A 4,988-nucleotide genomic window follows, 5' to 3' on the forward strand; every position below is an offset into this window, starting at 1 on the left:
GGGCGGCGCTGCGCGGGCCGTGGGGCCGGATGGGGGAGCGGGAACGCGCCGAGGTGCTGCGTCGGGTCGCCGACGAGCTGGAACGCCGCTTCGACGATCTGGTCACCGCCGAGGTAGCCGACACCGGCAAGGCCATCTCACAGGCCCGCACCCTGGACATCCCGCGTGGCGCGGCCAACTTCCGGGCGTTCGCCGAGATCGTGGCGACCGCGCCGACCGAGTCGTTCACCACGGTCACCCCGACCGGTGGGCGGGCGCTCAACTACGCGGTCCGCAAGCCGGTCGGCGTGGTCGCGGTGATCGTGCCGTGGAACCTGCCGCTGCTGCTGCTCACCTGGAAGGTCGCACCGGCACTGGCCTGCGGCAACGCGGTGGTGGTCAAGCCCAGCGAGGAGACGCCCGCCTCGGCCACGCTGCTCGCCGAGGTGATGGCGGCGGCCGGTGTGCCCGACGGCGTGTTCAACCTGGTGCACGGCTTCGGTCCCGGTTCCGCCGGGGAGTTCCTCACCCGGCACGCGGGCGTCGACGCGATCACCTTCACCGGGGAGTCCGCCACCGGCAGCGCCATCATGCGCGCCGCCGCCGACGGCGTGAAGGCGGTCAGCTTCGAGCTCGGCGGCAAGAACGCCGGGCTGGTCTTCGCCGACGCCGACCTGGACGCGGCGGTCGCCGGCTCGGTCCGGTCCAGCTTCACCAACGGCGGCCAGGTGTGCCTCTGCACCGAGCGGATCCTCGTGCAGCGGCCGGTGTTCGAGGAGTTCACCGAGCGGCTGGCCGCGCGCGCCGCCGAGCTGGCGTACGGCTGGCCGGCCGACGAGGCGACGGTGAACATGCCGCTGATCTCGCACATCCACCGGGACAAGGTGCTCGGTCACTACGACCTGGCCCGCGCCGAGGGCGCACAGGTGCTGGCCGGCGGCGGGACGCCGCAGTTCGGCGACGCCCGCGACGGTGGCGCGTACGTGCAGCCGACCGTGTTGACCGGCCTCGGCCCGGACGCCCGCACCAACCGTGAGGAGATCTTCGGACCGGTGGTGCACGTGGCGCCCTTCGACACCGAGGACGAGGCGTACGAGCTGGCCAACGGCACCGAGTACGGCCTGGCGGCGACCGTGTGGACCCGGGACGTGGGCCGGGCGCACCGGGCCGGCGCCCGACTGGACACCGGCATCGTCTGGGTCAACACGTGGTTCCTGCGCGACCTGCGTACCCCGTTCGGCGGGGTGAAGGCGTCCGGCATCGGTCGCGAGGGCGGCGTGCACTCGCTCGACTTCTACTCCGAGCTCACCAACGTCTGCGTGGATCTCTCATGACCGTTGACTTCGATGCTGTCGGCCGGGAACTGATCGAGGCTCGGGAGAGTGGGAAGCCGTGCCCGCCGCTGCGCGGGAGGCTGCTGCCCGAAGGGGACGTCGAGGCGGCGTACCGGGTGCAGCAGATCCAGGTCCGCGAGTGGCTGGCGTCCGGTCAGCGCCGGGTGGGGGCGAAGGTCGGGCTGACCTCCCGGGCGGTCCAGGAGGCTTTCGGCGTGTACGAGCCGGACTTCGGTGTGCTCACCGACGTCATGGCGGTGCCCGACGGGGCCGAGATCGCCCTGGACCGGCTGCTCCAGCCCCGCGTCGAAGCGGAGATCGCCTTCGTGCTCGGCGCCGACCTGCCCGACGCCCGGATCACCACCGTGGACGTGCTGCGCGCCGTCGACCACCTGCTGCCGGCCATCGAGGTCGTCGACTCGCGGGTGGCCGGGTGGGACATCTCCATCGTGGACACGGTCGCGGACAACGCCTCCAGCGGACTGTTCGTGCTCGGCACCTCGCCGCGCCGGGTCGGCGACGTGGACCTGCGGCTGGCCGGGATGGTGCTGGAGCACGCCGGGGAGCCGGTGTCGGTCGGTGCCGGGGCGGCCTGCCTCGGCAACCCGCTGCACGCGCTGGCCTGGCTGGCCGGCACCCTGGCCCGCGCCGGTGACCCGCTGTGCGCCGGGGACGTGGTGCTCTCCGGTGCGCTCGGGCCGATGGTGCCGGTGACGGCCGGTGCGACGTACGAGGCACGTATCTCCGGGCTCGGTTCGGTCCGGGCCTGCTTCGCGAAGGAGGCGTCCTGATGGCCGGAGTGGCGGTGATCGGGTCCGGCAACATCGGCACCGATCTGATGATCAAGGTGCTCCGCTCTGGCGGTGACGCCGACGGTGGCCTGCGGATGGTGGCGATGGCCGGCATCGACCCGACCTCCGACGGCCTGGCCCGCGCCCGCCGCCTCGGCGTGTCCACCACCGCCGAGGGCGTGGACGGCCTGGTCGCGATGCCCGAGTTCGCCGACGTCGACCTGGTCTTCGACGCCACGTCGGCCGGCGCGCACCGGCACAACGACGCCGTGCTGCGCCGCCACGGGCGCACGGTGGTCGACCTGACCCCGGCTGCCATCGGCCCGTACGTGGTGCCGCCGGTCAACCTCGACGAGCACCTGCACGAGACGAACCTGAACATGGTGACCTGCGGTGGACAGGCGACCGTGCCGATCGTGGCGGCGGTCCGCCGGGTCACCCCGGTGGCGTACGGCGAGATCGTCGCCTCGATCGCCTCGCGGTCGGCCGGTCCGGGCACCCGGGCCAACATCGACGAGTTCACCGAGACCACCGCGCGCGCCATCGAGGTGGTCGGCGGCGCGGAACGCGGCAAGGCGATCATCGTGCTGAACCCGGCCGAGCCGCCGCTGCTGATGCGCGACACCGTCTACTGCCTCTGCCCGGACCCGGACGCCGACCGGGCCGCCATCGCCGAGTCGGTCGCCGCGATGGTCGCCGAGGTGCAGGAGTACGTCCCGGGCTACCGGCTCAAGCAGGACGTGCAGTTCGACCGGGTGGACGGGTACGTGCCGACGCTGGGCCGGCAGCTCACCGGCGTACAGGTGACGGTCTTCCTGGAGGTCGCCGGTGCCGGGCACTACCTGCCCGCGTACGCCGGGAACCTGGACATCATGACCTCGGCCGCGCTGCGGACCGCGCAGCGCCTGGTCGCCCTGCGCGCCGAGGGGGTGCGGACGTGAGTACTGACGACGGGACGGTCGTGGAGGGCGGTCCGATGACCGAACTGTACATCCAGGACGTGACGTTGCGCGACGGCATGCACGCCGTCGCCCACCGGTACACCGTCGACCAGGTCCGCACCATCGCCGCCGCGCTGGACGCCGCCGGGGTGGCCGCGATCGAGGTGGCGCACGGCGACGGTCTCGCCGGTTCCAGCGTCAACTACGGCCACGGCGCGGCCAGCGACGCCGACTGGATCGCGGCGGCGGCCGAGGTGATGACCACCGCCAAGCTGACCACCCTGCTGCTGCCCGGCATCGGCACCATCGCCGACCTCAAGGCGGCGCGTGCGCTCGGTGTGACCAGCGTCCGGATCGCCACCCACTGCACCGAGGCCGACATCTCCGCCCAGCACATCTCGTGGGCGCGCGAGAACGGCATGGACGTCTCCGGCTTCCTGATGATGTCGCACATGAACGACCCGGCCGGGCTGGCCGCCCAGGCCAGACTGATGGAGTCGTACGGGGCGCACTGCGTCTACGTCACCGACTCCGGCGGCCGGTTGCTGACATCCGACGTGGCGCAACGCGTCGACGCGTACCGGCAGGTGTTGGAGCCGACCACGCAGATCGGCATCCACGCCCACCACAACCTCTCGCTGGGAGTGGCCAACAGCGTGGCCGCCGTCGAGCACGGGCGCGTCGTCGGCGCCGACGCGGTCGGCCCGGACGCCCCGCACGGGCGGACCGTCCGGGTGGACGCCTCGCTCGCCGGAATGGGCGCCGGGGCCGGCAACGCGCCGCTGGAGGTCTTCGTCGCGGTCGCCGAACTGCACGGCTGGGAGCACGGCTGCGACGTCTTCGCGCTGATGGACGCCGCCGACGACATCGTCCGCCCGCTCCAGGACCGGCCCGTCCAGGTGGACCGGGAAACCCTCTCCCTCGGCTACGCCGGGGTCTACTCAAGCTTCCTCCGGCACGCCGAACGGGCCTCCGCCCGGTACGGCGTGGACGTCCGCTCCATCCTGGTCGAACTCGGCCGACGGCGGATGGTCGGCGGGCAGGAGGACATGATCGTCGACGTGGCGCTGGACCTCGCCGGGCAGGAGAGAACATGATCGGGCCGGACATCGCGCAGATCGCGGCGACACTGGACCGGGCGGCCGACACGGCCACCGCCGTACCGCAGCTCGCCGCCGAGACCGGACTCGACGTCGACACCGCGTACGCGGTGCAGGCCGCTCTCGTGCAACGCCGGCTCGACCGTGGCGAGCGGCTGGTCGGGCTGAAGATGGGACTGACCAGCAAGGCCAAGATGGCCCAGGTCGGGGTGGACGAGGTGATCTGGGGTCGACTCACCGACACCATGCGGATCCCCGACGGCGGCACGGTCGACGTGACCGGCTTCATCCACCCCCGGGTCGAACCCGAGGTGGCGTTCCTGCTGGACCGGCTGCCCGAACCCGGCGAGCCGGTCGGCGACTTCACCGACGCGGTCCGCGCCGTCGCCCCGGCGATCGAGCTGATCGACAGCCGGTACGCGAACTTCACCTTCTCCCTGCCGGACGTCATCGCCGACAACACCTCGGCCGGCGCGTTCGTGATCGGCCCCTGGTCACCCGTGCCCGACGGGCTGGAGAACCTCGGCGTACTGCTGGAGGTCGACGGACGAGTCGCCCAGGTCGGCTCGACGGCGGCCATCCTCGGCGACCCGCGCCGGGCCCTGGACGAGGGCATCCGGCTGGCCGGGCGGCACGGCGTACGGCTGCGGGAGGGGTGGGTGTTCCTGGCGGGGGCGGCTACGGCGGCGGTGCCGTTGCGGGCGGGGGTGCGGGTGCGGGCTGTGGTGGAGAAGCTTGGTGGGGCTTCGGTTCGGGCTGGTTCTTGATGTCTGTGCTTGTGCGTGGGTGCGTGGTGGGGGTTCCGGGCAGCCCGACCGGCTCCGGGCGGTCAGGCTTGATCCC

At 72.6% G+C, this 4,988-nt stretch carries 5 protein-coding genes; all 5 read left to right on the forward strand.

Going from position 1 to position 4,988, the window contains the following annotated elements; all coding sequences use genetic code 11:
- Positions 1-1,313: 2-hydroxymuconic semialdehyde dehydrogenase (locus EYA84_RS26300; RefSeq protein ID WP_131056336.1), on the forward strand; the 1,313-nt coding region annotated here is incomplete at its 5' end.
- Entirely contained in the window at positions 1,310-2,104 is a 795-nt protein-coding gene (locus EYA84_RS26305; RefSeq protein ID WP_131056338.1) for a 2-keto-4-pentenoate hydratase, read from the forward strand. The genes EYA84_RS26300 and EYA84_RS26305, both read left to right, overlap by 4 nt.
- Positions 2,101-3,045 carry an acetaldehyde dehydrogenase (acetylating) gene (locus EYA84_RS26310; RefSeq protein ID WP_131056342.1) on the forward strand — a complete coding sequence of 315 codons (945 nt, stop codon included), beginning with the start codon at positions 2,101-2,103 and terminating at the stop codon, positions 3,043-3,045. The genes EYA84_RS26305 and EYA84_RS26310 overlap by 4 nt, the downstream gene beginning before the upstream one ends.
- Before the next feature lie 35 nt (positions 3,046-3,080).
- A complete protein-coding gene (gene dmpG, locus EYA84_RS26315) occupies positions 3,081-4,142 on the forward strand; it encodes a 4-hydroxy-2-oxovalerate aldolase (RefSeq protein ID WP_131056344.1) in 1,062 nt (353 codons plus the stop codon).
- Complete coding sequence (locus tag EYA84_RS26320; protein ID WP_131056340.1) at positions 4,139-4,912, forward strand: 2-keto-4-pentenoate hydratase; 774 nt, start codon at positions 4,139-4,141, stop codon at positions 4,910-4,912. Before dmpG ends, EYA84_RS26320 begins: the two co-directional genes overlap by 4 nt.
- The last annotated feature ends 76 nt before the right edge of the window (positions 4,913-4,988 follow it).

It is taken from the genome of Verrucosispora sp. SN26_14.1 (assembly GCF_004307965.1).
Classification (GTDB): domain Bacteria; phylum Actinomycetota; class Actinomycetes; order Mycobacteriales; family Micromonosporaceae; genus Micromonospora.

Coding starts and splice junctions, on each gene's coding strand:
- EYA84_RS26305 (WP_131056338.1), top strand. CDS start 1,310: ATGACCGTTGACTTCGATGCTGTCGGCCGGGAACTGATCGAGGCTCGG.
- dmpG (WP_131056344.1), top strand. CDS start 3,081: ATGACCGAACTGTACATCCAGGACGTGACGTTGCGCGACGGCATGCAC.
- EYA84_RS26320 (WP_131056340.1), top strand. CDS start 4,139: ATGATCGGGCCGGACATCGCGCAGATCGCGGCGACACTGGACCGGGCG.